Genomic DNA, 24,453 nt, shown 5'->3' with positions numbered 1-24,453 from the left:
CAGCCGCTACAGGCGCCGTGAGACACGAAGGCTCGTCGAGTCGGCAGAGCGGCGCCCCGGACGCGGTGTGGCGATCAAGTGTGAAGTCGTCCGCGTCGTCGCCCGCCACGCGACGGGTGTAAGCCGGCCGATCGCCATGTGGCGGTCGATCGGGCCGCGCGGCGCCGGGAGGTAACGGGTAACCGCTCGTTCGGTCCGGCGCGGGCGCTGGGAGCCGTTTCTGGGCCGCGCTCCGATGATGGGGTTACCCGTTACACCTGGACGTTCATGCAGCTCAGACCACGTGCGGGGTGTAACCGCGTGTGTAACTCGGCGGTTACACCCTTCGCTGGCGGTTACATCGCCGGGCGATGGATTGCGGGGGACGTAGGTGCGCCGGTCCAGCCGTTCCAGGTGTCCGGGACCAGCGCGGCGACGACGGCCGCGAGTACGTCTCGGTCGGATGCGACGTCGTCCGCTGGTCCGTAGACGAGGATGATCGTGGTGTCGCCGAAGATGCCGACGAGCATCGCCCCCTCGGGGAGCGTGGCGACCTGCGCGGCCAGTTCGGCCGCTGTGGTGCCGGGGGCCACCGTAACGGTGGCTACCGGGCTGTGGGCGCTCACAGCGCCGCCGCCGACCGCGTCCGGCCCATGCCTGCGAGCATTGCGGGGACCTGGAACCTGTCGGTCATCTCCCAGATCACCCAAGACCGTGACGTCCCGTCCGCGATGACGATCACGGGATGCGGGACGATCACTACGCCAGCTTCCCACGCGCACGGGGGCCGAACCCCGCATGTGATCACGGCACCTGGGCCGTCCCACAGCCCCCGTTCGTCGACCAGGAGCCGCGCGACTTCCAGCGCCACCATGCTCCCAACGGGAGACACCAGCGCCGGGCAGAGGGCCAACACGCGACCTGCGCCCTGAGCCACCAGCGACCGGGCGATCGTGTCCGGCCAAAACCGCTTCGCCGGAACGAACCTCGGCGCTGGCGACCCGTCCACCAGCACGCCCGCGCGCATCGGTAGCGGATACGGCCGCCAGGGCACCGGAACGGGTCCTGACTCGTTCCCGTCCAGTTCGATCGTCACCACCGGCATGGCGCCTCCCACGGTCGCGCTCGACAAGGCCATCCGCGCACGCGGGCGGCCCGGAGTCAGTCAGACCGACATGTCCGATCCGACCAGCAAGCGCAACTATCCGGGGTCAGGAGAACGCCGAAAGTGACAACTCGGGATGGCACCCGGAGGACATCGGCGCGCGTGTCCAGGACAGCGATGGGGACATTTTTCGGGCCATTCGCCAGGACGGTGCCCGTCCGGGCTGACAGCGCGATGCACGCCCGCGACGATCAGGGGATCGCCACCGAACCGCCGAGGAAGCCATGCCCCCGAGCCCCCGACCGCGCACGCTCCTGGCGCTCTTGCTCGTCCAGCGGGAGTGGACCGTAGAGCAGTTCCGCAGCGCATACGCGGATACCGCGACCAGCCTTTACCGCAAGGCTCACGCCGTCAGCGACCGCACCGCGAAACGCTGGGTTGCGGGAGCCATCGACCGCCCGCACCCGGTTTCGCGGCGCGTCCTTGAGACGATGTTCGACGCTGACGTGAAGGCCCTCTTCGGGCCGCCCACCGCCACCGCCGGCCGTGACACGTCACTCGTCCCAGGCGGGATGGTCACCGATGCGCAAACGGGCGACGATGGTGATGCCATGCCCACCGCTCCAGCGGAGGTGAGTTCAGCGAACCGCCGTGACCTGCTGAACGCCGGAATCGCGCTTGCCACGACCACCGCCACCGGCGACCCTCTCGAACGGGCCGAACGTATTTCTCGTGCCATGGCCGCAGCGGCGCCCGACCCGCTTACGCTCGCCCAGCTCCAACACGGCATCCACTACCTTGCGGGTAGCTTCGCCGCCACCTCACTGACCGAGCTGACACGCCCGATCGAGCGGGCCTGGAACGACGCTGAGTCCTTGCTGGAGACACGCGTATCCGGCGGCACCCGTCGGGATCTGGAATCCGTGGCAGGGCAGTATGCCTTCTATCGGGGACGCCTCGCCGCAGATATGGGCGACGACACCGCAGCGCTCACCTTCCTTGTTCTCGCCGGGCAGCACGCCAAAGCAGCGGGCGACACCCTTCTTTCCGGGTCGGTCGCCGCCATGCGCTCCGAACTCGCGTTCTTCGCCGGTGACTTCGGTGGCGCAGCCGCCATTGCCGCAGAGGGGGCGATCGGCGCTCACCCGTACCTGGTGCCCGTGCTCGCCGGTTCCTGTGCTCGCGCGTTCGCTCAAGTCGGGGATACCGACGCCACGCTGACCGCGCTACGCACCATGAGCGACAACGTGTGGACCGGAAAAATTCAGCCTGGCGTCGACCCCGGCGACGAGGAAGCCTACGAGGCGTACAGCGCCATCGCGCTGGGCTACCTCGGGCACGGCGACACGGCGGAGGTGCACGCTCGTAATTCGCTGGCATTGGTAGGGCGGGAAGGGCGTCACATGCAACTGGCGGGAACCCATCTCGCGTTGGCCCGTGCATTCATCCGGCGGTCCAAGCCCGAGCCGGAGCTAGCAGCGGCCGCGCTCCGCGATGCCCTGCACGCCGGGCAACGCAGCGGTGGCGGGCGCACCACCGGCCGCGCTGTCGGCATCTACCAACACCTCGCCGCCAACCCACGTTGGGCGCGGCTCCMCGCTGTCCGGGACCTGGGCGCGCTACTGCGCGAGCATCGATCACTCGCCGCAGCTTCGGCGGTCTGAAGACGTTTACCAGCGCTTGCAGCCCGCTTGCAATTGCAAGCGGGCTGACTTGGATCTTTTGGATGCGCCCGTTCGTTGGACAGGTGTGACCTGCCTCGGTCGCGACGACGCGACTCGGGGCGTCACGTCCCCTCAACCCAGCCCACCGTGCGCCTACTGCGCGCGGCGGCGTCTGCGATAGGAGTCTTCATGACTGACCTCAGGAGCATTTCTTTTGGCCGCTTCGGACGCGAACGACCGGCGAACGATCGCCCGCATCGCCTCCCACACATCCTGGGCACGGACCCCTGACCGAACCGCCCGTACACAACCCGCACGCAGCCGCTTCCGCGACCGGTTCTACGAACAGGTCGATCCTGACGGAGTCCTTGCGCCCGACGAACGGGAGCGCCGGGCCGAGAGTGCCCGTCGCGCCTATTTCACAGCGCTGGCCCGCCGGTCCGCACTCGCACGGCGAAAGAACAAGAACCGAGAGTCCCGACAGACCAACCGCTAACCCAATAGCGTCGACATAGCGAAGGGCGGTTGGGCTCGGCCACGTGGCCGAGCCCAACCGCCCTTCGCGTTTCTCGAGCTTACTCCTCCGACATGATCCGGTCGTACGTCCGGCGCGCGCGGGCATTCCGCGCGCTCGCACCGTAGCGGCGGAGCATCTGCGCGGACGTCCAGCCGTTCAGCTCCATCAGGTCGCCTTCGCTCCCGCCGTTGTCCAGCCACGTGTGCGAGAAGTGGTGGCGGAACTTGTGCGGGTGAACCGGAACGCCGCATTCCTCGCCACGCCGCGCGATCATCTGGTAGATGCCGTTCGCGGTCATCGGGTCCCGGTTGTTCACTCCGAGCCAGAGGTTGTCGCGGTGGGCCTGCGAGTGCCGAGCGCGGACGCGGATGTAGCGGTCGATCGCTCGTGCGGCCGTGTGGCTGAACCGTACGATGCGCTGCTTCCGGCCCTTGCCCCGGACCAGCAGCTCCCGCGACACAAGATCCAGGTCGCTCCTGCTCGGGTCCTCCGGGTTGTACCGAATCCCGGCCATCTCCGCCAGGCGGATACCCGTCGCCTTGAAAAGCTCGATGATCGCCGCGTCGCGCCGGTCGACGAACGTCTTCCCGCGACACGCCTTGACCAACATCGCCAACTCATCCTCGGTGAACACCGGGACGACCTTCTCCCCCACCCTCGGCGGCTTCAGCCGCGCCATGGGGTTCGGAAGCTCCTCCTCCTCGGCGAGCCACCGGAAGAACTGCTGAAGCGCCCGGAACTGGTTGTTGGCGTAGCTGTCGCTGTACCGGTCGAGCAACCACGCGAGCCACGCCCGGACGTCGTCCGGCGAGACGTCAGCCCAGTCGCGACGCTCCGTGTTCGCCAACAGGTGCGCGCCCGCGAACCACTGGGTCGCTTCGACGTAGGTCGTGATGGTCGACGGGGATTTTCCCTCGGCCGCGAGATGGAGCCGGAAGGAAGTGATCATTGGCTGGAGCGGGCCAGCGTTCAAGATCCGACGCTGCCGCGTCCGGGACGCCACCATGAAAGTTTACCTCTGTTGCAGCGATATCCGACAGGGCCGCAATCCGGCCTGACTGAATCGGCGCAGGTCAGAGGTGGTGTGTGGGCGTGGCAGGGATCGAACCTGCGACCGCTCGCTTGTAAGGCGAGTGCTCTCCCGCTGAGCTACACGCCCGGGAGTCCAGCCAGAGTACGCAATGGGGCGTACCGGAGGGGCTGCCGGCGCTGTGATCTTACCGGTCGCCGGCCTCCTCGGGATGACGGCCGGCGGTGGCGGCCCGCCCGGGCCCGCGGCCGAACAGGCGCGCCAAGGCGGCCTCGACGTCTGCTGAGAGGTTGGAGCCTTCGGGTGGTCCCGGTTCGGCGTCGGCGGGCGCTGGCCTTACCTGGCTGCCGCTCATCCGGTCCGGGTCCGGTTCGCTGGACGGGGAAGGGATCGCCCGGGCGGGCAGGGCGGGCACAGGCGTTCCGGGTGCCGCCCCGCCCTGGCCCGCCGTGCCCGGACGCGCCTTGCCCGTCGAGGTGGCACTGCCCGGATGAGCTCCGCCCTGACGAGTGGCACCCGAAGGCGCTGCGCCTGAACGCGCTATGCCTGAACGCGCCGTGTCCGGGCGGTCCGCGCCGAGTTGGCCGGTTTCCGGAGCCGCCGGGTCGGTGCGGGCGCCGCAGTCTCGGCAGACGACCAGGCCGAGGGCCTTCGCCAGGTGGGTGGAGCCGCAGGTGGCGCAGCGGTCGAAGGGTTGGCGCCAGTCCGGCTGACGCTGGCAGTCCGGGCAGACGAGGACCTGTTCACCGCCGAGGACCGCCCGGCCCCACGGGCTTGCGCCGCGGGCCGGGTCGGTCTGGCGGGTGTGACAGCGATAACACGGCACGACGATCCACCCCCGCTCGCGGTACCGCTCTCGCCGGTCTTTCCCGGGTCCTACAGGGCGGCCAGCGCCTTGAGGTACTCGGCCTGGTCACGGGCGTCGGGGATCGCGTTGACGACCTTCCACTGCACGACACCCTCCTTGTCGATGACGAAGGTGCCGCGCACGGCGATGCCCTTGTCCTCGTCGAAGATGCCGTAGGACTTGGCGACCGCGCCATGCGGCCAGAAGTCCGCGAGCAGCGGGAACTCGTAGCCCTGCTCGTTGGCCCACACCTTGTGCGCGAACGCCGAGTCGACGGAGACGGCGAGGACCTGCACGTCGTCGTTCTGGAACGAGCCCAGGTCGTCGCGGACGGAGCACAGCTCGCCCTGGCAGACGCCGGTGAACGTAAGCGGGTAGAAGATCAGGACGACGTTGCGCCGCCCCCGGAAGTCGGACAGGGTCACGACCTCGTTGTTCTGGTCCTTGAGCGAGAAGTCGGGGGCGACGGCGCCGACATCGACGGTCACGTGATCATCCTCCGGTCATGGCCTGTGCGCGGACGCGCGTGCTGAGCCAAGCATGCCATCGCGCCGCGACCGACTCGTCCCGCCGTTGCCGCCCCCACAGGCGCGCGCTTGCCCCCGTCTCGCGGAATCCGGCGCGTCTCATGGAATCCGCCCCGCGCCGTCCCGACGCCGCGACAATGCCGGTGGCGACGACGACGCGGCGACAGCCGCCCCGCCGCCGCGGTCACGGCACGGCACGGCAGACATGGCAGACACGGCACGACACGCACGGCACGGCGGCCAGGGCACGGCGACGAACTCCGCGCCAAAGACACGCGATGTTCAGCCGCGAGGTGTCCAATTGCAGCCAGATAGCCCCATCGGCGCTACTCTGAGCGCGGCCGGCCGCCAGCCGGGCCGCGCGGAGGGACGAGATCCAGTGACGAACCCAAGTGCGACACCACAGTGGGCGCCGCCTCAATCGCCAGGACCGGACACATCGGCGGGAGCCGGATGGGGGGTGCTGGGCAAGCACCGTAACCCGGTCGCCGTATGGCTAGGCCTTCCCCTGATCACACTGGGGATCTACGGCCTGGTCTGGATCTACAAGACGAACCGTGAGCTGAGCCAGTACGACCGTCGGATCAACGTCAATCCGGCCATGTCGGTTCTGGCGTGCACATTCGGCGCGATCCTGTTGGTGCCACCGTTCGTCGCGGTATGGCGGCTGTGCACCCGGACGGCACAGGCGCAGCGCGCGGCGGGCGTGCCCGAGGTGAGCACCGGCCTCGCGTTCCTGCTGTTCCTGCTCGGCTTCGGCCCCTTGTTCCTCCAGCTGGAGATCAACAAGATCTGGTCCCGGTACCCGGCGGCCGTCGAGGGCCAGCAGGTCCCCCTCGCGGCCTGACCCACCGCCGGACCGCTCCGCTCGCGGCTCGGGCCGGTTTCCGGCCACCATCCCGCATCCCGCCCGCCGGTCCCTGCCCCGTCGGCCGCCTTGTCGTCCCGTCGGTCATTGCCGGGCGATGGCGGTCATGCTGTTCGGTGTCAGGCGGCGCACKAAGATCCACCGGACCGCGCGAGGCCGGTGAGAACGAATCGACCTTGGGCGCCGACCGAACGCCACCGGGACCCCGACCCGCCGGGCGGGTCGGCCCAGAACGGGCATATCGCCGATTGGCATATCACCTTGGGCGAACGAAAGCCATGGGCCGGAGATGCCAGGTGTGCACACGCGGCGACACCACTTTAGTGGTGGCGGGCCGCGCCCCCGGCCTGCCGGTGCCTGATGTGGCGCGACCGGCCGAGGGCGCGGACTAGGTCCGTCCGCGCCCCGCGGCGCGGACCGCCGCGCTGCCGGGAGTTACCTGTGCCGGACGCGCTGGGACTTGGGGGCGGCGAGGCGCATGCAAGTCCATTCCTGGGCGACGTTGACCGTGCTCGTCTGCACAAGGCCGGCAGTCGGCACCGCGTCGAGAACGTCGCTCGGTTCGACGTGGCCGGAGCGTCCGGCCTTCGGTGTCAGCAGCCAGATGATTCCCTGGTCGGAGAGCTGACGCCGGGCGTCGATGAGCGCGTTGGCAAGATCACCGTCATCGTCCCGCCACCACAGCAGCACGATGTCGACGACGTCGTCGGAGCCTTCCGGCACAAGCTCGGTCCCACTGGCGGCGACGACAGCCTCCAACAGGTCGCCCGCGATGTCGTCGTCCTCGTTGATGGACTGCACCATGGTTCCGGCGACGACTCCCAGACGCTCCGCACGTCGCTGACCCTCGGCGTTCGCCGCGGTCGGACTCACCCTCCGCTACCTCCTGCTCGTATGCCTGACGGGCGAGCGTAAGCCCGCGCGTCCCGGTCGGACAAACCTCACGGCCCTGCTGGCCGTGAGCCCCGCCGTGACCTAAGTCCACCGGACCATGCGGTGACAACGCAAGTGCCACGCCGCTGGTTGTGGACAACCGGGTGTATGCCGTCCGTTCTATGGCACCTCAACTGGACAAACCCGGCCAAGACGCCGAGCCCTGCCTCGATGTCAAGACATGGCACCAACGGAGCACCGCGGACCCTCCTCAGCCGGAGAGGAAGGAGAAGCGGACGGTCCGATCGGGGTTGTCCACGTTCAGGTCGACCAGAGCGACCGACTGCCAGGTCCCGAGGGCGAGCCGGCCACCGATCACCGGCACGGTAAGCGACGGCGGGATGAACGCGGGCATGACGTGCGAGCGCCCGTGCCCCGCGCTGCCGTGCGCGTGCCGCCAGCGGTCGTCCGCGGGCAGCAGGCCGGCGAGGGCGGCGAGCAGGTCCTCGTCGCTGCCTGACCCGAGCTCGAGGATCGCGACACCCGCCGTGGCGTGCGGCACGAAGACCGACAGCAGCCCGTCCCCGCGGCCGGCGACGAACCGGCCCGCCTCCCCCGTCAGGTCATGGACCCGGTCGCTACGCCCGGTCCGTACCGAGATCGTGGTCGTATCCATGCCGCGCATCATCGCCGCCCGGCTCGCGCCGGCCCCACCCCGCCCACCGCGCTTCACGCCGCGCCCACGCCGGCCAGCCAGCCCGCCCGATACCGGGGCGATCCGGGCCGAGGCGGGAGTGTCGGCGGCGTACCGAGCGCCTCGGGACGAGGCCGGTGGGCGCCGGAGCGTCAGGGCATACGGTGGGGCGCGGCGAGCGTTGATTTTGCTACGCAGTTTCGTTGACGTTCGTCACAGTCGACGCGGCGGAACTCGGCGTTAACCGGGGTGTGCGTGACGTCCCTGCCGGGACGGAGCACCATGACGTCAGCATGTCCGCCCAGGCACGACCTGCCTGGGATGGCCATCACCCGAGGGCTAGGAGCAGAGGAAAGTGGCACAGGACAGTAATCGGAAGTTCTCGGTCATCACCGACGGACTACCAAGCCAGCTGCCCGACGTCGACCCGTCGGAAACCAGCGAATGGCTCGAGTCCCTCGACGCCGTCATCGCCGAGCAGGGACGGGGACGCGCCCGTTTCCTCATGCTCAAACTCCTCGAACGAGCCCGCGCCAACGCGGTGGGCGTACCGTCCCTGACCAGCACGGACTTCATCAACACGATCTCCCCGGAGCAGGAGCCCTGGTTCCCCGGCGACGAGCACGTGGAACGGCGCATCCGGGCATACATCCGGTGGAACGCCGCCATCATGGTGAGCCGCGCCAACCGTCCCGAGTACAACGTGGGCGGACATATCGCCACCTACGCGTCGAGCGCGAGCCTGTACGAGGTCGGGTTCAACCATTTCTTCAGTGGCAAGGATCATCTGACCAGCTCGCCCGGCAGCTCCTCCGGCGACCAGATCTTCATTCAGGGCCATGCCTCCCCCGGTATCTACGCGCGCGCGTTCCTCGAGGGCCGGCTCAGCGAGACACAACTGGACGCCTTCCGGCGCGAGGGCGTTCCCGGCGGTCTTTCCTCATACCCGCATCCGCGGCTCATGCCCAACTTCTGGGAGTTCCCGACCGTCTCGATGGGCCTCGGCCCGATCGACGCGATCTACCAGGCTCGTTTCAACCGCTATCTGCTGAACCGCGAGATCAAGGACACGTCGGGCAGCCGGGTGTGGGCGTTCCTGGGCGACGGCGAGATGGACGAGCCGGAGTCGATCGGCGCGCTCGGCGTCGCCGCCCGTGAGGAGCTCGACAACCTGATCTTCGTGGTGAACTGCAACCTGCAGCGCCTCGACGGGCCGGTCCGCGGCAACGGCAAGATCATGCAGGAGCTGGAGGCGCTGTTCCGCGGCGCCGGCTGGAACGTCATCAAGGTGGTCTGGGGCCGGGACTGGGACCCACTGCTGGCCAAGGACACCGACGGCGCGCTCGTGAACAGGATGAACACGACGCCGGACGGCCAGTTCCAGACGTACTCGACCTCGCCCGGCTCCTACATCCGTGAGCACTTCTTCGGCTCGGACGCGCGACTTCGCCGAATGGTCGCGGATCTTTCCGACGACGACCTGCGCAAGCTCTCCCGCGGTGGCCACGACTACCGCAAGCTCTACGCCGCCTACAAGGCCGCCACGGAGCACGCGGGCCAGCCGACGGTCATCCTCGCGCACACCATCAAGGGCTGGACGCTGGGCAAGGACTTCGAGGGCCGCAACGCGACCCACCAGATGAAGAAGCTCACCAAGTCGGAGCTCAAGGAACTGCGTGACCGGCTCTACCTGGAGATCCCGGACTCGGCCCTGGAGGCGGACCTGCCGCCGTACTACCACCCGGGCCCGGACTCCGAGGAGATCCAGTACATGAAGGAGCGCCGGTCCGCGCTCGGTGGCTCGGTGCCACGCCGGGTGGTGCGCGCCAGGCCGCTGCCGCAGCCGCCGGCGTCGATGTTCGACATTCTGCGCAAGGGTTCGGGCAAGCAGCCGGTGGCGACGACGATGGCGTTCGTCCGGCTGCTGAAGGACCTCATGAAGAGCAAGGAACTGGGCGCCCGGTTCGTGCCCGTCATCCCGGACGAGGCCCGCACGTTCGGGATGGACGCGATGTTCCCGACGGCGAAGATCTACTCGCCGCATGGCCAGAAGTACGAGTCCGTGGACCGGGACCTGCTGCTGTCCTACCAGGAGTCCGAGTCCGGCCAGATGCTGCACGAGGGCATCAGCGAGGCCGGCTCGATGGGCTCGGTGATCGCCGCCGGTACGGCCTACGCGACGCACGCGCAGCACATGATCCCGGTCTACGTCTTCTACTCGATGTTCGGCTTCCAGCGGACCGGCGACCAGATGTGGGCGTTCGGCGACCAGCTCGGCCGCGGCTTCCTGCTCGGCGCCACCGCCGGGCGCACGACGCTCAACGGTGAGGGCCTGCAGCACCAGGACGGCCACTCGCTGCTGCTCGCGTCGACGAACCCGGCCTGCGTCGCCTACGACCCGGCGTTCGGCTTCGAGATCGCGCACATCACCCGGGACGCGCTGGACCGGATGTACGGCGAGCGCGACGAGAACGTCTTCTACTACCTGTCGGTCTACAACGAGCCGTACCCGCAGCCAGCCGAGCCGGCCGGGCTCGACCCGGCGCAGGTGATCGCGGGCATGTACCGGTTCCGGGCCGCCGAGGAGCTCCCGTCCCCAGCCGCCCCTGGCGGCGACGGGGCGGCGGCGCCGCGGGCGCAGCTGCTCGCCAGCGGCGTGGCGATGCGTTGGGCGCTGACCGCCCAGGAGATGCTCGCCGCCGACTTCGGCGTGGCCGCCGACGTGTGGTCGGTGACCTCGTGGAACGAGCTGCGCCGGGACGCGCTGCAGTCGGAGCGCGCGAACCTGCTCAACCCGGAGCAGCCGGAGAGTGTGCCCTTCGTCACCCGGATGCTGGCGGGCACGCCCGGACCCGCGGTCGCGGTGAGCGACTGGATGCGGGCGGTGCCGGACCAGATCGCCCGGTGGGTGCCCCAGCCCTACACCTCGCTGGGTACGGACGGCTTCGGCCGTTCGGACACCCGCGCGGCGCTGCGCCGGCACTTCAACGTCGACGCCGAGTCGATCGTGGTGGCGACGCTCGAGTCGCTGGTGCGCACCGGTGAGATCAAGGCGAGCGTGGTCGAGGAGGCGATCGCCCGCTACGACCTGCGCGGCGCCGCCGCCGTCGCCGGCACCCCCGCCGGCGAGGCCGACGAGCGCCCCATCTCCGGCTGACGTCGGGCCCGGAACACGCGGCCCGGTCCGGCTGGTGGCGATGGCTCCCAGCCGGACCGGGTCTGCCCGGACCGTGTTGGCCGGGGGCGCCGGCCAACCCGGGCGCCCCGAGCGGCCTGAGCGGCCTGAGCGGCCTGAGCGGCCTGAGCCAGTCCACGCCCCCGCGGGCGACACTCGGTGATGGGCCGGCGAGGCGCCCGCCGGTCCGCGGTGGCCAGGACGGCATAGATCGTCACCACGATCGGAAGGCCTGCCCACGAAGGGTCCCCGGGCATATGCCGACAGCATTCATAACCAGTGCCACTGGTCGACTCCCACCGAGCCGCGTCGGCATTGGCTACTATGAGTATCCGTCGGGCAGTGGGACGCCCTAGTTCATCCGCTCCGATAGGCCTGGATGATCCCGAGACGGGACAGTCCGCCTGTTTGGGTGCGATGGCACCGACGCGGYACTACGCTGACGAGGCTGACGCTCAGTGTTCACTGGCGGTCCAGCCCCTGGTTGCACTGGGAGAGAGACAGCCCAGTGCCGCCTGGGGAAGGACGTCCGGCGCTCACTGGCGGCGGCAGGGCGTCAGCGGCGCGGCCCGGCCGGCCACCAACCGGCAGGCACGGCCGCGTCCGCGCCGCGCCGTCGGTGCGTGCCCACGCGCCCGTCGGCGGGCTGTACGCATCCGCGGCGAAAGTGCTCGACGTGGAAGCGCCAATGGCGAGGAGGACACGTGAAGGCTGGCGTGACGAATGCCCCCCCGTTGATTTTTGCCGACGCAAAGATCAACAGGGAAACCGCACTCTGGGTTGGCCAGGAGCACCACTGTGACCTGGGCCGCAGGGTAGCGGGCGGGGCCGCGCCAGGCGCCGCCCATCCGGCCACCGGAGCGGCCACATGATCCTTCGCGCCCGCCGTATCGAACGGCTCGAGGAACACCCGAACCTGCGTGGCATCCTGGGCATCCTCGCCCAGCTGGTCCACACCTCCGACGGCGAGCTGGCCCAGCTCGCCGCCGAGTGGCGCAACTCGCCGGCACTCGCCGTCGCCAGGGACCGGGCTCTCTCGCCCGAGTCGCCTCTGGTCGTCGAGGTACTGGCCGCGTTCGACGCCCTGTCGGCCATCTACGCCGACGACCTGTCCGGCGCCGAGTACGTCACGATCGAGCCGTCCGTCACCGCGACCGCGCTGCGGTCGATGCGCGACGCGCTCGCCGCCGCCTACGCCCGGCCGATCCTGTCGCGCTCGGAGTACGCCGGCCTGATGCGTCCATGGCGCACGGTGTACCCCCGGGTCCGCTCGCACGAACCCGATCTCGGCCCATCCGCCGCGGACGTCAAACGCGTGCTGGCCGCGCTGCCGAGGCTCGCCGTGCGCTGCCACGACCCGCGCAGCTCGGAGGTCTTCGAGGGCCTGCTGGTGACCGCGCTGACCCGCGACGAGTCCGACCACCAGGAGGCGATGGACGCCGCCTTCGGCACCGCCGTGCTCACCGGCAGGCGCCGGGTGTGGACGTTGGTCCGCCGCAGCGCGGCCGAGGGCTTCTGGCGTCCTTGTCAGGACTGCCGCGGCGGCGGCGCGCTGCTGACCCAGGACCCGTCGTCGGAGGCCCGCGTCATGGAGCTCTGCGCGGACCTGGCCTGTGCGCTGCTGGTCGAGGACCTCCTCGACCCGGTGCTGTGCGCCCGCCTGACGACCCCGCTCACCGCCCTCATCCCGCTGCAGGACCACTCGGTCCACTGACCGGCACTCGGGGTCCACTAACCGGCCGTCGCGAGCGCGGACGGCGTTCTGGGGGCCGCCGACCCGTCGCCAGGCAGCTCAGTTCGGGCGGTAGACGATCAGACGGGCACCGTTGGGCGTGATGGTGATGCTTCGCACACCATCCGTGACCTCGCCGTCGCGGGCGAACGGGAGCGTCCTGACCGGCTCGGCCGAATCCGTGCCCCGGCGCGCCGCCCGGCCCCGCCTGCCCGCCGACGCGGCGGCTCCGACGGCGGAGACCTGGATGCGCGTGACCGTCCGCTTCTCGTAGACCCGGCTGCGCCGCAGCTGGCCGGTGAGCACGGCGACGACGAGCCGCGACCTGGCGAACGGGCTGACGCCGTCGACGAGGCGCAGGTCCAGCAGGGCCTCATCGAGCCGGGACCGGTACGTCGGGGCGAAGCCGGACGGGCGGTAGTTCCCGTTTCCGGCGAAGAGCAGCCACAACCGGCGCCGCTGCAGGCCGCTCGGCGCCGAGGCGCCGACCGGCCAGCCCACGCCCGTGGGGCCGTACCTCGCGCCGCGGCGGGTGGCCCGCGGGCGCGGCGGGCCCGAGGCGTCGAAGGCGGTCATGTCCACCTCGATCGGCGGGTCGTTGCGCAGCACCCAGGCCAGCGCCACGACCATCGAGGGCCACTTCCCGAACCGCTTCTCGAGCCGTTCCCTGATCGCGACCATGTGGGCGTAGCCACCCAGGCTGGCGGTGTTGAGGAACACCCCGTCGAACCGCTCGCCGTCGGGGTCGATCCCCTCGAGACGCCCGACGTCGACAGCGACGGCGGCGCCCTCGCGGACCGCGCGGGCCGTCTCGGCGATGCCGGTCGAGAGGCCCAGGTCCGCGGCGAAGTGGTTCAGGGTGCCGACCGGGAACAGGGCGAGCGGCAGACCGTGCGCGAGCGCCTTGGCGGCGGCCGCGCTGACCGTGCCGTCACCGCCGGCGACGCCGAGCACCCGGCTGGAGCCGGCCGCCTCCTCGAGCGCCTCCTCGAGGTCGTCATGCGGCCCCACCTCGACGACCTTGGCGAGCGGTAGCTCAGCCCTTAACTGCCCAGCGACGTCCGGACCCTGGCCGAACCAGGCGCCCGAGCCGGACCTGGCGTTGACGACCACCGTCAGGCCGTCGCCGTCCGGCAGGGCCGGCACCGAGGCCGACGCCGGCCGGGCCCTGGCGGGCGTCCAGGACCGCCGGGGCATCACCTTCGTCGTCGCGACCGCGCAGGCCGCGCCGAGCGCGGCGCCGACGACGACGTCGCTCGGGTAGTGCACCCCGATGTAGACCCGGGAGAACGCGACGAGACCCGCGAGCGCGCCCACGGGGGCGGCGGCGCCCGGCGCGTCCAGCGCCACGGCGGTCGCGAAGGCGGCCGCGGACGCGGAGTGCCCGGACGGGAACGAGAACGACAGGTGCTCGCGGCGCGGCCGGCGGACGAGCGGGACAGCGTGGTTGACGGGCCGACCCCGCCGGAAGACCATCTTTGCGGGGCCGTTGGTGACGGCGCTCGCGAGCCCGAGCGCGAGCAGGCCGCGCCCGGCCGCCCTGCGCCGCCGGCCTCGGGTCAATCCGAGGGCGCCGGCGACACCCCACCACAGCAGGCCGTGGTTGGCCGCGTGCGACAACCGCGGGAGCAGGGGGTCGGCGATCGGGCGAGTACCGGCGAGGGCCCCGAACAGCGCCCGGTCGGCGGCGCCGACCCGCGACGCCACGCCGCGCACGGCACGTCTCTTCTGGGAGGCGGACACCGTGATCCTGGGGGCGGCCTCCGTCACCGCGGCGCGCGCGGCGTCACCCGCACGACCGACCGGTCGCCGCGCCCATCGACTCTCCGCCACGTCCGCAGGCTAACCGGGTAGGTCCGCGGCCATCTAGCCCAGGGCACGTTCTACTCAGATGTGGGTTCGACGGAGATCGTGAATGGGGCGTCACCGCGCCGGGGCATCCGCCCGCCAGCTCGCTCACGACGCCGCGCCAAGGCCGTCATGGCGGCGCGGCGGAGCGGGTCACCGCGGATCAGACTCCGGCGGGGATGCCGGCGCGGCGCGCGGCCACCGGACGGGGAACGCGTGGCGGGCCGTACCTCGCCGGGCCGCGGCGGGGTTCCACCGTGCGCCCGGTGGGAAGGATCTCGCCGGTGTCCTCGAACATGATCACCCCGTTACAGAGCAGGCTCCAGCCCTGGTCGGGATGAGTACGCACCACCCGGGCCGCGTCCCGGTCGGCGGCATCCGCGGTCGGACAGACCGGCTGATGCTGACAACAGCGGCTCGCGTGAACGGTGTCACTATGGGCGCCGCTCGCGGCGCCGTCGCTCGGCATGGGGGCGGAGCCATGGGCAGAGGCTGGGTCGGCGGTGTCGTCAGACCCGTCGGCACCTGCCCACGCCGCCCGCTTAAAAAAACTCACCTGCACGGGCACCAGACGTTACGCCTACCGGTTACAGCCGTCACAACGACCTGCTGGCTACCGTCCCGGCGTGTTTTCATAGCAGGTTGCAAATCTGCCCAAACCAGGACCCGCCTCGATCGCGGAGGGTATCCGAACAGGCTCGACACCCCGCAAAATTGCCACCGAGAGTAGCCAACGCGGGGACCACATCGCCACGAACCGGCGACCTTCCCCACCTTCCCCCGCAAAGCCTCCATACCAGACGCGCGGCGTCGCCAACCGGACACCCAGCACGAGCCCACTGGCAGCCCTTCTGGATCTTCCGACGACGAGCTGGCGGGCCGCGAAGGGTCCGGCGGCCGACGCGTGGACCCGCGATGGGCGGGACGCCGGTCCCGGACGCGGCGCGCGCAAACGGTAGGTTACTGACCTGCCGCCCTGCGAGACCTTCGGGTGCCCGGCGAGAATGAGACGCCGGCCGAGGTGGGGCGCGCCACGGGCGGATGCCCTCGACATGCGGCGCGCCGCCGCGATCGTCGGTCTGGGGAGCTTCGTCCTCGACAGGGAGAGGGACGGTGGAGGACGAATCCGTGGATGCCGTCCGCCGGCCAGCCGTCACCGGCCAGGACGTCACGGCCGTCGCCGACCGGCCCGCGGCCACAAGGCATCCCGACCCGGTGAGCGGTCACGCGGCGAGCAACGGCCGCTCCGCGTGGAACGCGCCCGACTGGCACAGCCGCGCCGCGCCCGGCGAGTCGCCCCAGGTCGAGGTGTCGGTCGTGATGCCCTGCCTGAACGAGGAGGCATCGGTCGGCGACTGCGTACGCGCGGCGCGAGCAGGACTTTCGCGGCTTGGCCTGGCGGGAGAGGTGGTCGTCGTCGACAACGACTCGACCGACTCCTCCGCCGCGCGCGCCGCCGCGGCCGGCGCCCGGGTCGTGGCCGAGCGGCGCCGCGGCTACGGCAACGCCTACCTCACGGGCTTCGCGGCCGCCCGCGGCCGGATCATCGTCATGGGCGACGCGGACAGCTCCTACGACTTCACCGCCATCGACGCCCTGGTGACCCCGCTGCTGCGCGGCGAGGCGGACTACGTGCTCGGCTCCCGGCTGGGTGGGCAGATCCTGCCTGGCGCCATGCCCTGGCTGCACCGCTACATCGGCAACCCGGTGCTGACCGCGATCCTCAACCGGCTGTTCGGGGTCCGGGCCTCCGACGCGCATTCCGGCATGCGGGCCTTCACCCTGGACGCCTACGCCCGGATGGCGCTGCGCAGCGAGGGGATGGAGCTCGCCTCCGAGATCGTGGTGGCCGCGGCCCGCGCCGAGCTGCGCTGCGCGGAAGTGCCGATCACCTACCACCCTCGGGTGGGCGCCTCCAAGCTCGACTCCGTCCGCGACGGCTGGCGGCACCTGCGATTCATGCTGCTGCTCGCCCCGCGCCACCTGTTCGTCCTGCCCGGTCTGCTGCTGCTGGGGCTGGGCCTGCTCGGGCAGGCGTCGTTGCTGGTCGCCGCGGCGACCGACCCGGCGCGCGTGGCCGGCGGCCCCGGYGTCCACGGCGCGTGGGAGCCATATGGCTACTACGGGACGCTGCTCTGCCTGGTCGCCGCGCTGGTGGGTGGGCAGCTCGTGCTGCTCGGCGCGTTCGCGGACGCGCACCACGGCCGGGTCGGCTGGCGGATGCCGGGCCAGCGGCCGCCCCGGCTGGTCCGCTGGCCGCTCACCCCCGGCCGGGGCGGGTTCCTGGGGAGCACCCTGTTCACCGCCGGCCTGGTGGCGGCGGTCGTGCTGGGCTTCCTGATCGCGGCGACGACGAGCGGCCAGGACCCCACCGGGGTGGCCCGGGTGACGGCGCCGTGGCCGGGCTGGTCGCCGCGCCTGGGCGCGCCAGCCGCGCTGCCGGCGGTGGGGCTCGCGCTGACGGCGGCGGTTCTAGGCCTGCAGGGCATGCTCGGCACGCTCTACCTGCGCCTGGCCGCGACGGCGACGGCGACCGGCGCGGCCACGCGATGACGGCCGCCTCCGTGGCGACCGGGCCCGAGGGTGTCGGTGCCGACGAACGGACGGCGGGGACGCACGCGGCCGGGCACCTGGCCGGCGAGGCGCTCCCCCGCGGCCGTGACCCGCTTCGGCGGCTGGCGGTGGCGGCCCGGCGGCACTGGCTGTTCGCCGTGTTCCTCCTGGCCGGCAGCGGGCTGCGGTTGCTGGCGATGTACGCCTACCGGCCGGCCTTCGAGTTCTCCGGCGACTCGTACGCCTACCTGACCCTCTCCCGGCTCCACCAGCCGGACCCGATGCGCCCCGCCGGCTATCCGGTCCTGCTGAGCGTGCTCGCCCAGACCCACAGGCTCGCCGTCATCCCCGCGGTCCAGCACGTCGCCGGGCTGGGAATCGGCCTCGCCGTCTACGCGCTGATGCTGCGCCGCGGGATCGGGCCGCTGGTGGCCGCGCTCGCGACCGCGCCGGTGCTGCTCGACGCCTACCAGCTCGACATCGAGCACTTCGTGATGGCGGAGACGCTGTTCCTGGCATTGCTGGTCGGCGCGCTGGTGGCCCTGCTGTGGTCGCCTCGGCCGTCGATCGCCGCGTGCGCCCTGGCCGGCGGGCTGCTCGCCGGCGCCGGCCTGGTGCGCACCCTGGGCGTCGTGCTCGGGGTGCTCGCGTTCGCCTACGTCGTCGTCCGGCGGCTCGGCTGGCTGCGGGCGGCCGCGTTCGCGGTGGTACTCGCGGCGCCGCTGGCCGGCTACGCGACCTGGTACCACTCGTACGAGGGGACCTACGCGCTGTCCGGCGGCGACGACGCCTGGCTGTACGGCCGGGTCGCCCCGATCGCCGACTGCGACAGGCTACGGCTGAGCGCCGAGCAGCTCGTCCTCTGCTCCCCCCACCCACCGGCCGACCGGCCGGGCCCGAACTACTACGTCTGGTCGGACACCAGCCCACGGTTCCAGCTCACCGGAACCGACGAGCACAAGAACCAGGTGCTCGGCGGCTTCGCCCACGAGGTGATCCGCCGCCAGCCGGTCGACTACGCCCGGATGGTGGCCGCCGAGGTCGGCCACTACTTCGCCCCCGGCCGCTACACCGGCTACCGCGACTGGCCGGACGGCTCCTGGCGCTTCCCTGCCGCCGACACCCCGCGCTACTTCCACGTCAGCGAACCGCTGCTCGACTTCGACGAGCGACACCCGCCCAGGATCGTCCACGACTGGGCCGCCGGCCTGCTGCGCGGCTACCAGCGCTTCGCCTACACCCCCGGGCCGTTGCTGGCCGTCCTCGTCGTCCTCGCGCTCATCGCGACCGCCTTCGGCCTGCCCCGGCCGCGCCTTCCCGGCAACCGCCGACGTGGCCGGGCTGATGACGTCCTCGATCCGCCCGGCGACGACGCGACGCCCAGCGAGACCACCGGCTCCGCCGACCAGGCGGGCGCTGCCGCGACAGGCGCCGCCGGCACGGGCGCCGCCGGGACGGGCGCCGGCCACGCGGTCGATCCCACCGTGGGCGAGCGCCGCCGGATTGGCGCCGACTGCGCGCTGCTCACCGCGCTCGGCCTCGCGGTCCTGGTCGTCCCCTCCGCGACGGTCTGCTTCGACTACCGGTACATGCTCCCGGTCCTGGTCCTCTTCCCGCCCGCCGCCGCGCTGGCGGTGCGCCAGTTCCGCCTCGCCCGCGCCGGCTGACTCCGCCCGCCGCCAGCCGAAACTCGCCTCACCAGCCGGCGAGGTGGGCCTCGATCTTCGGACAGGTGTCCATCACGACCCGTAGACCGGCCGCCTCGGCTCGCGCGGCCGCCGCCTCGTCGCGCACGCCGAGCTGCAGCCACACCGCGCCAGCGCCCGCGGCGATCGCGTCGTCGACCACCGGGCCGGCGAGCCCCGAGCGGACGAACACATCCACCACGTCGACCTTGACCGGGATGTCGGTCACCCGGGCATAACCCTGCTCGCCCTCGAAGGCCACCCTCGACGGGTGTACGGGAATCACCCGCTTGCCGTGCTCACGCAGGTAGTGGGCGATCCGGTAGGCCGTCCGTGCTCTGTTGTCCGACAGTCCCACCACCGCCCAGGTCTCCGTCTCGACCAGCAGCGCCCGGACCGTCTCGGCATCTCCGTATCGCACGCCTGTCGCAACCACCACCCGCGCCCTGGTCATCCCCGACCCGCGACGATGGGGGCATGACGGCGGAGCGGCACGCGGCGGCGGACGGCGCCACGGGAACACCCGGGACGGTCGACGGCGGCGGCCCACGGGCGGTGATCTTCGATCTGGACGGGGTGCTGATCGACTCCGAGCAGGTGTGGGACGCGGTCCGGCGGGAGCTCGTCGCCGAGCGCGGCGGCCGGTGGGCGCCGGACAGCACCCGGGTCATGATGGGCATGTCGACGCCGGAGTGGGCCGCCTACCTGGTGAGCCTCGGCATCGGGATGACGGCGGACGAGGCGACCGACGAGGTGCTGCGCCGGCTGGGTGAGCGCTACGGCGACGCGCCGCCGCTGATCGACGGCGCGGTGCGGGCGGTCCGGGCGCTGGCGGCGGCCGGGCTGCCGCTCGCGGTAGCCTCCTCGTCGCCGCGCGACGTCATCGGGCTGGTGCTGCGCTCGGCCGGTCTCGCGGACGAGTTCCGGACGTTCGTGTCGTCGGAGGAGGTCGGCCGGGGCAAGCCGGCGCCGGACGTCTACCTGGAGGCGGCGCGGCGGCTCGGCATCCCGGCGGCGCGGTGCGTCGCGGTCGAGGACTCGACGAACGGGGTGCGTTCCGCCGCCGCGGCCGGAATGCCGGTGATCGTCGCACCGAACCCGCACTTCCCGCCGTCTCCGGAGGCGGTCGCCCTGGCCTCCGCCCGGCTCAGCCACATCGGCGACCTCACGCTGGAGACGGTCCACACCGCCTACCGAGGCCAACGCCCGATTCGGTGACCCGATTCCACCTATGATCGGCTGGTGCCGAAGTCACCCGTTGGTGTTGCCCGTCCCCGCGCGGTTCCCCGGGTAGGCGACCGATGAGCGAGAAATACCGGCTGGTACTGGCGCCGTCCRCCGAGCGGGACCTCGAGCGGCTGCCGGAGCTCATCGCGGCCGACGTGAAGCGCTTCCTGAACGGCCCGCTCCTGAAGGAGCCCTACAAGGCGGGCAAGCCCCTCGGCGGCCAGGACACTCAGGACGCGCGGTCCGCCGGCCGGGAGGGCGCGACACCGTCGGCGACGATGCTGGAGGCCTCCGAGCACTCCTGGCGGGTGCTGTACCGCGTCGACGCGAACACCCACACCATCCGGGTCATGGTCGTCGGCCACCGCCCCCGCGTCGTCCGCCGCCTCGCCAAGCCAGAGACGCGTGTTCCCTTCGTCGACCGCTTCCGCTAGGGACGACGGCGCCTACCTCCGGCGCGCGGCGGAGGCCGTCAGGTGACGTTGACGCCGAAGTCGACGGCGATGCCGCGCAGGCCGGTGGCGTAGCCCTGGCCGACGGCGCGGAACTTCCACTCGCCGCCGTACCGGTAGAGCTCGCCGAACAGCATCGCGGTCTCCGTCGACGCGTCCTCGGTGAGGTCGTAGCGGGCGATCTCGATGGCCGTGTTCGCGTCGGCCACGCGGATGAAGGCGTCGCGGACCTGCCCGAACGTCTGCCGCCGCACGTCCGCGTCGTAGATCGAGACCGCGAACACGACCTTCGCCGCCTGCGGATTGAGCGCGCGGAGGTCGACCATGATCTGCTCGTCGTCGCCGCCACCGCCGCCGACCAGGTTGTCGCCCAGGTGCTGAACGCTGCCGTCCGGGCTCGTCAGGTTGTTGAAGAACACGAAGTAGCTGTCGGACAGCACCCGGCCCCGGTCGTCCAGCACGATCGCGGATGCGTCGAGGTCATACGCCGCCCCGGACGTCTGCCGCACCTGCCAGCCGAGACCCACAGTGACCGTGGTCAGGTTCGGCGCGGCCTTGCTGAGGGAGACGTTTCCACCCTTGGACAGGGACACGGAGGCCATGGCCACAAAGCCTAGTACTGCCCATACAAACCGGACCATGGGATCTGCCGCGCCGGAGCCTCGCAGCGGCAGTCACCAAGCCGACGCCCCAACCGCTTGACCTCCCGGTTTGGCACCGGTTCTGGCACCAGCTCAGGGCCGAAAGATCCGGCCAGACGGCGGCGGCGCGCGCGGACCACCGGGCTCGGTGGCGCCGCCGGTAATCTTGCGTCCGATGTGCCCGCCGATCCCGACCGAGCCCCCGGACGCGCCGCCCTACCCCGACGGTGCGGCCCTCGCCGTCGGCGCGGACCAGGCGGCCGACGGTTCGGGCCGTTCTGACGGTCCGGGCGGTCCGGGCGGTCCGGGCGGTCCGGCGTTCGCCCGGGGGGCCGGGCCGGGTGCGGCGGACGACGGGATGGCGCGCCGGTTGAAGGCGCTGGCGCTGACGGCGCCGCTGCACGACCTGGACGCGCGCAAGCGCCTGCTCGACGGCGCCGACTTCGCCGTCTACGCGATGGCGGAGCTCGCGCTGCACGCGATCGACCTGGTGACGGTCGCGATGGACTTCGACCGGGGCGCGAGCCATGACCGGGTGCTGCGCCGCCTCACTCCGCTCGCCGCCGCGCAGGCGCCTAGGCGACCGGCGGCCGAGCACGAACGCGTCGCCCGCTGGGTGCTCGACAACCTGATCAACGTGGGCAGCGTCGACCGCGGCTTCGACACGGTCTACGGCACCTACCACCCGGACGGCCGCTACGAGCGGCGCCGGTTCGACTTCAAGCTGCTCGTCGAGCTCGCCGACCCGGCCGGCGAGATCTACCTGCGTGCCACCGACGAGGCCGTCACCGTTCTCGTCGGGGCGCTGGACACCGACGTCACCTCCGCCCAGGTCGCCGCCGAGGTGACGCTGGACAACCTGATCCGCCGCGGCCGGCTGTCCGACGCGCGCACCGCCGCCGAGGCCGCCCGCTACCGCACCGTGCAGTACGCCGAGCAGCTGCGCCGGAACCTGGAGGGCACCCGGCGCGACGTGCTGTCCGTCGACTGGCTGCACACGGTGCCGGCGCTGGTCGACGAGGCGCTCGGCCACGTCGAGGCCCGCTACCGGCACGAGAACGCGATCCTCACCCACATCCGCCGCTACCGCGACTCGGCCGAGGACCCGGCCCACAAACGGGCCGCGGCCGACCTGGTCACGATCGTCGCGGACTGCGTGCGCCGGCACACCCAGCTGCAGGCCCGCCTCCAGGAGGCGTTCGCGGTGTTCCGCGCGGAGCAGGACCGCCAGCAGTTCGCCGCGCCGGCGGCCCGCGGCGGGACCGGCGTCGACCTGTACACCCAGCTGCTCGCCCCGGCGCTCGCCCGCCCGGTCGGCGAGGCGGGCCGCGTGGCCGGGGCGTTCTTCCCGGGCGCCGCCGGGATCCGCCCGCCGCGCGCGCCGCGCCTGGCCGACCTCGTCGACGCGTTGCTGCGCCCGCCGGTCGAGCGCGACACTCTGGGCGCGCTGGTCCCGGAGGCCGAGCTGGTCGCCTGGGAGGAGCCTCCCCGGTTCGCCGACGACGCGTGGACGCTGGCGCTCGAGCTGCTCGACGAGATCGACCCGGACGCGCCGCGACGGCTCTCCGGCCTGCTCACCGAGGCCAGGGCTCGGGCGGGCGGCGAGGCCACCGCCGCCGAGGCGGCCCAGCTGCTCACCCTGCTCACGCTGCACGCCGTGAGCCCAAGGCTGGCCGCCGCCCACCACCGCGGCGGTGGCGCCGGCACGGCCAGCCCGCCGCGACCCGCCGCGAGCACCGGGCCGGCGGCCGGCGACCTGCTGCTGCTCGCCGTCGACGACGGCACCCCGCTGAACGACCCCGAGTTCGCCGGCGCGGACCTGCTCGTCGGCCGGGTCACCGTCACCGACCGCCCCGACCCCGCCGACGGCGACGGCGACGGCGACGGCGACACCACCGAAACGGCGACCCGGACCGCGACGGAGACAGCGGCGGGGACCCCGAGCATCGGGGCCGGGTCCGGCGAAGGCGGTCGCGCGGCCGGCGAGTCCTCCGTGGTCGACCTGGTGGGCGCGCCGTGAACCCGTCCACCGGCGGCGACGTGGCCGAGGTCGACACCGACGCGGCGGCGGGGACCTGGCGAGGCGGCCCTCCGCCGGTCGGGGCGGTGGTGCGGGACGCGGCGGAGCTGGTGGCGTTCGGGCTGCGGCCCCGGCTGGTGCCGGCGCGGGACACGCGCTACCGCGACCTGGTCCGCCGCTACCTGCACGAGGCCGGCTTCGCGGAACTGACGCACGCGGTCGCGGACGGGCTGGGCATCATCGTGCTCGACGTCTCGGACCGCGCAGGGCTGGTCGCCGGCGGTGGCGCCGAGTCGGCCTTCACCGTGCGGATCAGCGACTACGCCAGGCGCGCCGGCGGCGAGCACCGCGCCGCCGACCGGATGCTGCACGCGCTGGCGCAGCTCGCGACCGCCGCGCTCGCGTTTCCCCGCCCGGCCGACCTCACCGACGACTCGTACGTCGGGCGGGTCAGCGTCGACGGGGTGGACGCGTTCGTCCGCGAGGCCGCGCGGCTGCTCGAGGCCCGTGCCGGCGGTGCAGGCGGCTCCGCCGGCTCGGACCCAAGCCTCGATCCCGGCCCCGGCGATCAGCGGTCGCAGGACGAGCCACGGCTGGAGGCGGCCTGGCGGCTCTACGCCCGCCGGCCGGCGGCGGGAACGACCAGGGACTCGCGCCGGCTCGCCGGGTCGACGACCGGGATCATCGCCAGGGCGATGGGATTCCTCGTCGAGTCAGGTTGCCTGGTCCAGGTCGGCGAGGAGGGCGGCGGCACGTTTCGCACCACCGCGCGCTACCAGGTACAGGTCCGCGAGCTGGCCGCCGACGCGGCGATGGAGGAGCTGCTCACGCTCGGCGTCGTCACCGTCGCCGGCCCCGGCGGCGGCCTGCGAGTCGTCCCGTCCGCCCCCGACCTCCTGGACGCGGGCGCGCCCGCGTCCTTCGCCGATCCGGCGGGGACCACGGGAGCCCAGGCCGAGGAGCGTGACGATGCCTGAGCGGCCCGCCGTCCGTGCCTTCCCGGGACCGTGCCTCGA

General features: G+C 72.1%; 19 protein-coding genes, 1 tRNA gene and 1 pseudogene. 10 read left to right on the top strand and 11 right to left on the bottom strand.

The genetic code is table 11. From position 1 onward, the window contains the following. Positions 1–335: 335 nt before the first annotated feature. Both BCD49_RS43615 and BCD49_RS43610 read right to left on the bottom strand, forming a co-directional pair. The gene (locus BCD49_RS43615; RefSeq protein WP_007510434.1) at positions 336–605 is read right to left on the bottom strand and encodes a hypothetical protein; all 270 of its coding nucleotides are present in this window, start codon (positions 603–605) and stop codon (positions 336–338) included. Then, the gene (locus tag BCD49_RS43610; protein ID WP_007510432.1) at positions 602–1,084 is read right to left on the bottom strand and encodes a hypothetical protein; all 483 of its coding nucleotides are present in this window, start codon (positions 1,082–1,084) and stop codon (positions 602–604) included. The genes BCD49_RS43615 and BCD49_RS43610 overlap by 4 nt, the downstream gene beginning before the upstream one ends. A gap of 284 nt (positions 1,085–1,368) precedes the next feature. On the opposite strand from BCD49_RS43610, the gene BCD49_RS18430 reads away from it, so the two are divergent. Further along, positions 1,369–2,748, top strand: coding sequence for a hypothetical protein (locus BCD49_RS18430; RefSeq protein WP_083401540.1), 1,380 nt, complete (start codon positions 1,369–1,371; stop codon positions 2,746–2,748). 575 nt (positions 2,749–3,323) lie between these two features. On the opposite strand, the gene BCD49_RS18425 is transcribed toward BCD49_RS18430, so the two are convergent. From BCD49_RS18425 to BCD49_RS18410, 3 genes are all read right to left on the bottom strand, one after another. Next, positions 3,324–4,214 (bottom strand): tyrosine-type recombinase/integrase, encoded by an 891-nt coding sequence (locus BCD49_RS18425; RefSeq protein WP_106410601.1) that lies wholly within the window; start codon positions 4,212–4,214, stop codon positions 3,324–3,326. Between the two features lie 138 nt (positions 4,215–4,352). Next, positions 4,353–4,424, bottom strand: a tRNA-Val gene (locus BCD49_RS18420). Between the two features lie 747 nt (positions 4,425–5,171). After that, the gene (locus BCD49_RS18410) at positions 5,172–5,630 is read right to left on the bottom strand and encodes a peroxiredoxin (RefSeq protein ID WP_007510426.1); all 459 of its coding nucleotides are present in this window, start codon (positions 5,628–5,630) and stop codon (positions 5,172–5,174) included. Between the two features lie 499 nt (positions 5,631–6,129). Here BCD49_RS18410 and BCD49_RS18405 point away from each other — a divergent pair, with 499 nt between their 5' ends. After that, positions 6,130–6,516 (top strand): DUF4234 domain-containing protein, encoded by a 387-nt coding sequence (locus tag BCD49_RS18405; RefSeq protein WP_007510424.1) that lies wholly within the window; start codon positions 6,130–6,132, stop codon positions 6,514–6,516. A gap of 456 nt (positions 6,517–6,972) precedes the next feature. On the opposite strand, the gene BCD49_RS18400 is transcribed toward BCD49_RS18405, so the two are convergent. Further along, positions 6,973–7,410: a DUF3052 domain-containing protein gene (locus BCD49_RS18400; RefSeq protein ID WP_007510422.1), complete on the bottom strand. Its 438-nt coding sequence runs from the start codon at positions 7,408–7,410 to the stop codon at positions 6,973–6,975. A 271-nt stretch (positions 7,411–7,681) separates the two neighbouring features. After that, positions 7,682–8,086, bottom strand: coding sequence for a secondary thiamine-phosphate synthase enzyme YjbQ (locus tag BCD49_RS18395; RefSeq protein ID WP_027141319.1), 405 nt, complete (start codon positions 8,084–8,086; stop codon positions 7,682–7,684). 373 nt (positions 8,087–8,459) lie between these two features. Between BCD49_RS18395 and aceE the strand changes: the two genes are divergently transcribed. Both aceE and BCD49_RS18385 read left to right on the top strand, forming a co-directional pair. Continuing rightward, on the top strand, positions 8,460–11,261 hold the full coding sequence (aceE, locus tag BCD49_RS18390) for a pyruvate dehydrogenase (acetyl-transferring), homodimeric type (RefSeq protein WP_007510418.1): 2,802 nt from the start codon (positions 8,460–8,462) through the stop codon (positions 11,259–11,261). An 886-nt stretch (positions 11,262–12,147) separates the two neighbouring features. Next, a complete protein-coding gene (locus BCD49_RS18385) occupies positions 12,148–12,993 on the top strand; it encodes a hypothetical protein (protein WP_007510415.1) in 846 nt (281 codons plus the stop codon). Positions 12,994–13,071: 78 nt separating this feature from the next. Here BCD49_RS18385 and BCD49_RS18380 read toward each other — a convergent pair whose 3' ends face one another. Both BCD49_RS18380 and BCD49_RS45875 read right to left on the bottom strand, forming a co-directional pair. Further along, entirely contained in the window at positions 13,072–14,754 is a 1,683-nt protein-coding gene (locus BCD49_RS18380) for a bifunctional phosphatase PAP2/diacylglycerol kinase family protein (RefSeq protein ID WP_007510413.1), read from the bottom strand. 268 nt (positions 14,755–15,022) lie between these two features. After that, positions 15,023–15,268 (bottom strand): annotated as a pseudogene (locus BCD49_RS45875) (DUF5999 family protein); the annotation flags it as partial. Between the two features lie 704 nt (positions 15,269–15,972). Between BCD49_RS45875 and BCD49_RS18370 the strand changes: the two are divergent. Next, entirely contained in the window at positions 15,973–17,412 is a 1,440-nt protein-coding gene (locus tag BCD49_RS18370) for a glycosyltransferase family 2 protein (protein ID WP_051467454.1), read from the top strand. Continuing rightward, entirely contained in the window at positions 17,409–19,079 is a 1,671-nt protein-coding gene (locus BCD49_RS18365) for a hypothetical protein (protein WP_007510408.1), read from the top strand. The genes BCD49_RS18370 and BCD49_RS18365 overlap by 4 nt, the downstream gene beginning before the upstream one ends. Before the next feature lie 28 nt (positions 19,080–19,107). Here the strand turns inward: BCD49_RS18365 and BCD49_RS18360 are convergent, their stop codons facing one another. Further along, complete coding sequence (locus BCD49_RS18360) at positions 19,108–19,518, bottom strand: CoA-binding protein (protein WP_035931178.1); 411 nt, start codon at positions 19,516–19,518, stop codon at positions 19,108–19,110. A 56-nt stretch (positions 19,519–19,574) separates the two neighbouring features. Between BCD49_RS18360 and BCD49_RS18355 the strand changes: the two genes are divergently transcribed. Further along, positions 19,575–20,315, top strand: coding sequence for an HAD family hydrolase (locus BCD49_RS18355; protein WP_007510403.1), 741 nt, complete (start codon positions 19,575–19,577; stop codon positions 20,313–20,315). Between the two features lie 83 nt (positions 20,316–20,398). After that, entirely contained in the window at positions 20,399–20,758 is a 360-nt protein-coding gene (locus BCD49_RS18350) for a type II toxin-antitoxin system RelE family toxin (RefSeq protein WP_071041722.1), read from the top strand. Positions 20,759–20,796: 38 nt separating this feature from the next. On the opposite strand, the gene BCD49_RS18345 is transcribed toward BCD49_RS18350, so the two are convergent. After that, the gene (locus BCD49_RS18345; RefSeq protein ID WP_007510399.1) at positions 20,797–21,378 is read right to left on the bottom strand and encodes a TerD family protein; all 582 of its coding nucleotides are present in this window, start codon (positions 21,376–21,378) and stop codon (positions 20,797–20,799) included. 214 nt (positions 21,379–21,592) lie between these two features. Between BCD49_RS18345 and BCD49_RS18340 the strand changes: the two genes are divergently transcribed. After that, a complete protein-coding gene (locus BCD49_RS18340; RefSeq protein WP_007510397.1) occupies positions 21,593–23,437 on the top strand; it encodes a hypothetical protein in 1,845 nt (614 codons plus the stop codon). Beyond that, the gene (locus BCD49_RS18335; RefSeq protein ID WP_007510395.1) at positions 23,434–24,414 is read left to right on the top strand and encodes a hypothetical protein; all 981 of its coding nucleotides are present in this window, start codon (positions 23,434–23,436) and stop codon (positions 24,412–24,414) included. Before BCD49_RS18340 ends, BCD49_RS18335 begins: the two co-directional genes overlap by 4 nt. Positions 24,415–24,453 lie beyond the last annotated feature (39 nt).

The organism is Pseudofrankia sp. EUN1h, assembly GCF_001854645.1.
GTDB classification, from domain to species: domain Bacteria; phylum Actinomycetota; class Actinomycetes; order Frankiales; family Frankiaceae; genus Pseudofrankia; species Pseudofrankia saprophytica.
The sequence above is the reverse complement of the archived record's forward strand: the minus strand, read 5'-3'. Positions and strand labels throughout refer to the sequence as shown.